Origin of the sequence: Tabrizicola sp., assembly GCF_031377265.1 — a bacterium.
Taxonomy (GTDB): Bacteria; Pseudomonadota; Alphaproteobacteria; order Rhodobacterales; family Rhodobacteraceae; genus JAUYQR01.
The window spans coordinates 1-4,390 of record NZ_JANMET010000181.1; the positions used below are offsets into that span (position 1 = coordinate 1).

Below are 4,390 nucleotides of genomic sequence, written 5' to 3' on the forward strand. Positions count from 1 at the left end.
AGCTGAATTGTCCGCCGATCTGGCAGAGGGCATCCTGACCAGCGCCCGGCTGGTTCTGAACCGGCAACTGCAGCTGGCCGCAAACCGGATGATGCGGGTGGCGGGTCGCTATACTGCCATGGACAATGTGGTAGCTTCGTCCTGCAAGATTTGCGCCAACAATCCCGTGCCATTCTGGGAAATCCGTGCAAAACGCGTCGTCCATGACGAGGTGGAGCGGCAGATATACTTCGACAAAGCGCAATTCCGCCTGGCTGGCATACCGGTCTTCTTCATTCCCCGGTTGCGGATGCCTGACCCCACGCTAGAGCGCGCCACCGGCTTTCTGACGCCGACATTGCGCACGACGTCAGACCTTGGGACTGGGTTGAAATTCCCCTACTTCATAGCGATCAACCCGTCCAGCGATCTGACTGTTACGCCCTATCTGACCACCAAGAATGGCCGCACCGTCGAGCTGGCCTATCGTCAGGCCTTTCGTACAGGCCAGATTGCCCTTACCGGAGCCGTCTCGTGGGACGATATCTTGCCGGACGAGACACGCGGATACCTGTTTGTTGACGGTGCCTTCAAGTTACCTGCCAATTTCGAACTGACACTGAAGACCCAAACCGTTTCAGACCCCGCCTACCTTCTGGACTACGGCATCTTGAATGCTGACCGTTTGGATAGCAGGTTGGAAGTGACAAGAACGCGGCGCAATGAACACATCTCAGGTCGGATCATCAGCTTTCAGACGTTGCGCGACGACGAAGACAACACCACAATTCCTTCGCTAATGGGCGATCTGACCTTTCACCGCCGGTTTTCGCTGGGGCCACTGGGTGGCGAGGGTGGCCTGCGCTTTCAGACCCACAACCACAATCGCACCTCGAGGAATCCGTTGGACGGAACCGACAGTGACAGCATTGCCGATGGCCGTGATCTTGGCCGGATTTCGGCGCGGATCGACTGGCGCCGCAGTTTTCTGCTGCCCCTTGGCATCGAGGGTACGATTCTTGGCGACGTCACTGCGGATGCCTATACGATTTCCGAAGACGCAGTGTTTGCGGGCGAAACGACACGTACCCACGGCAATGCCGGAGTAGAACTGCGTTGGCCTTGGATGAAGACCGGTGCCAATGGTGCCAGCCATGTGATTGAGCCGGTGGTTCAGTTGATCTGGGCGTCATCCAACGCGGAAACCCTGCCGAACGAAGATTCCGCGCTTGTCGAATTTGACGAAGGTAACCTTTTTTCGTTGAACAGGTTTCCGGGTTCCGATGCGGTCGAACGCGGACGCCGCGCCAATGTTGGCCTGACATGGACGCGCTACGATCCGGCCGGATGGTCGATGGGCGTTTCAATCGGACGGGTGTTCCGTGCCGACGACCTTGGGCAGTTCAGCACCGGTTCCGGGCTTGACGGCAGCAGGTCCGATTGGCTCGCGTCGGCGAATTTCAACCTTATGGATGGCTTTGCCATGACCGGACGGCTGGTTCTGGACGATGACATGAACCTTACCAAAGGTGAGGCGCGCATTACCGTAAACCAGCCGAAAACTTCGTTTGCGTCTTCGGTAATCTGGGCCGTTGCTGATGTGGCTGAAAACCGGCCAGACCCGACGCAGGAAGTGACGTTTGATGCGCGGCGCAAACTGACCGACAACTGGACTGCCAAGCTGTCAGGTCGGTATGATTTTGTTGCCGATGAGGGCACGGTGGCCGCTTTGGGTCTGGAGTTCCTGAACGAATGTATCCGACTTGATGTTTCCCTCTCGCGTCGCTTCACGTCCTCGACTACTGTGAATCCGACAACTGATTTTGGTCTTTCGGTCGATCTGGTCGGATTTGGCGGTGGGGTGACGGCAGGTCCGGCGCGCACGTGCCGAAAGTAAAGATTGACCGAAGGGTGGGCGGACAAAGATCCGTGGCAGCAAAGACAAAGAGTGGCTGACGCAATGGCATTCTCCTTTCTAAGACGGCAAACGACGAGTGTTGCACTGGGCATGGCGCTGATGATGGCGCCAGCCGTTGCGCAAGATTTGTTCGCGCCAAGGCTCTATGTGAACGACCGTGTGATCACCGAGTACGAGGTGGCGCAGCGGGCGATGTTTCTGACGGTCCTGAAGGCCCCCGGCAACCCGGAAGACGAGGCCTTGAAGGCGCTGGTCGAAGACCGGCTGCGCCAGACCGAAGCCGAACGTCTGGGCATCAAGTTGACCGACGAGGAAGTGCTGCAGGGCATGAACGAATTTGCCTCGCGGGCCAATCTGACCGCAGAGGCGCTGATTGCGGAACTGGCAAAGGTCGACATCTCGGCCGAAAGCTTTCGCGATTTCGTAAGCGCAGGGCTTGCCTGGCGCCAAGCGGTGCGGGCACGATTCCTTGGGCAAGTTCCCGTATCCGAAGCAGATATTGACAAGGCGCTGGAGGCCTCTGCCCGGCCACGTGCGCTGCGCGTGCTGTTGTCCGAATTGGTCATTCCCCTGCAAGAGGGCAATGAAGACGCCGCCCTCGACCTGGCCGAGCGGCTTTCAACCGAGATATCCAGCGAGGGTGCCTTCGCCAGTGCCGCACGGCAGTATTCGGCGGCCCCGACAGCCGGCGCGGGTGGCCGACTTGAATGGGTGCCACTGGCAAATCTGCCAGCTGCCATCGGCGCGTCAGTGCTGGCGCTTGGCCCCGGCGAAGTGTCAGATCCGGTGCAGGTTCCTGGTGCTGTGGTGCTGTTCCTTTTACGTGATGTCGCGAAGGACGAATCCGCAGAGCCGATTGAAGTTACTGTCGAATATGCGGAGTTTCTGATCCCGGACGATGCCGCAGAAGTCGCGCGACTGCGGGCCGAAACCGACACCTGCGAGGACCTCTATGGTCAGGCAAACGGCTTGCCTGAAGACAGGCTCACCGTGTCCAAGATCAGCATGGGTGAAATCCCCTCGGATATCGGGCTGGAACTTGCCGGCCTCGATCCTGGCGAAAGCTCGGTTGCGCTGACGCGGTCCGGGTACCGGATGTTCCTCATGCTGTGCGGCCGCGAGCAGACGTTCGAGGAGCCTGTAACCCGCGACCAGGTCCGCGAGCAGGTGATTAACCAGAAGCTTGAGGGCCTCGCAGAAGGTTATCTCGAAGAACTTCGTTCCGCAGCGATCATCCGCGAGCCGTGACGCCCGCGCCCGTCCTGCTGACCTCGGGCGACCCGTCCGGCATTGGGCCTGAAGTCGCAGTAAAGGCGTGCCTTGCGGGTCAGCGCTTCGTCTGGCTAGGGGATCCAAGGCACTTGCCACCAGGCACAGCGTGGCAGGAAGTACCGGCGCCCGCCGCAGTTGGCGCGGTGCCATCGGGTGTTTTGCCGGTGCTGGTGCACCAATTTGCCGCCAACGCCCGCCCCGGCCAACCAGACCCAGCCAATGCAATTGGCGTCATCGAGGTGATCGCGCGCGGTGTGGCTTTGGTGCAAAGTGGTGCGGCATCTGCCTTATCTACGGCGCCGATCAACAAGAAGGCCCTCAAGGACGGCGCGGGCTTTGCCTTTCCCGGCCACACCGAATTCCTCGCCGATCTGGCTGGCGTTTCCCGTGTGGTCATGATGCTCGTCTGCCCGCAGTTACGGGTGGTGCCGGTGACGATCCACATTCCGCTGGCAAAGGTTGCTACGGAACTGACGGCAGAACTGCTGTCCGAAACCATCCAGATCACGCATGCAGCACTTATCCGGGACTTCGGCATCGCAACCCCGCGTCTGGCGATTGCCGGCTTGAACCCGCACGCAGGCGAAGGCGGTACGATGGGCCGGGAAGATTTGGATGTGATCGTACCGGTCATTGCCCGATTGGCCGCTGCGGGCATGGCAATCCGCGGGCCTATGCCTGCCGATACCATGTTTCATGCCGCGGCACGGGCGGGCTACGACGCTGCACTTGCAATGTACCACGACCAGGCGCTGATCCCGATCAAGACCATCGACTTTGCCGGAGGGGTCAACGTCACGCTGGGCCTGCCCTTCGTGCGCACATCGCCCGATCATGGCACCGCTTACGACATTGCCGGACGTGGCGTGGCTGACCCGACAAGTCTGACTGCCGCCTTGCGCCTGGCCGAGGAAATGGCGGCACGGCGCGGCTGACGTTGAAGGCGGGGATAGCACCACCTCGGCCCCAAAGTGCAAATGGTAGAGGAAGACGAAGTTTGGGAACGATAGATGGGCTGCCGCCATTGCGCGAGGTGATCCGGACGCATGATCTGGTCGCAAAACGGCAGCTGGGGCAGAACTTCCTGCTGGATCTGAACTTGACTGCCAAGATTGCCCGTTCTGCAGGCGATCTGTCCGGCTATGACGTGCTGGAGGTTGGCCCCGGCCCCGGCGGCTTGACGCGAGGGTTGCTCGTCGAAGGCGCGCGTCACGTTCTTGC

Annotated in this window: 4 protein-coding genes; all 4 read left to right on the forward strand. The window is 60.3% G+C overall.

The features are described from left to right. A partial coding sequence (locus RMO18_RS10530) for an LPS assembly protein LptD (RefSeq protein WP_309665784.1) occupies positions 1-1,876 on the forward strand: 1,876 nt, incomplete at its 5' end. 111 nt (positions 1,877-1,987) lie between these two features. Continuing rightward, complete coding sequence (locus RMO18_RS10535) at positions 1,988-3,145, forward strand: peptidylprolyl isomerase (RefSeq protein WP_309665785.1); 1,158 nt, start codon at positions 1,988-1,990, stop codon at positions 3,143-3,145. Beyond that, positions 3,142-4,104 (forward strand): 4-hydroxythreonine-4-phosphate dehydrogenase PdxA, encoded by a 963-nt coding sequence (gene pdxA / locus RMO18_RS10540; protein ID WP_309665786.1) that lies wholly within the window; start codon positions 3,142-3,144, stop codon positions 4,102-4,104. The genes RMO18_RS10535 and pdxA overlap by 4 nt, the downstream gene beginning before the upstream one ends. Before the next feature lie 62 nt (positions 4,105-4,166). Continuing rightward, on the forward strand, positions 4,167-4,390 hold a 224-nt coding region (locus RMO18_RS10545; RefSeq protein WP_309665787.1), incomplete at its 3' end, for an rRNA adenine N-6-methyltransferase family protein.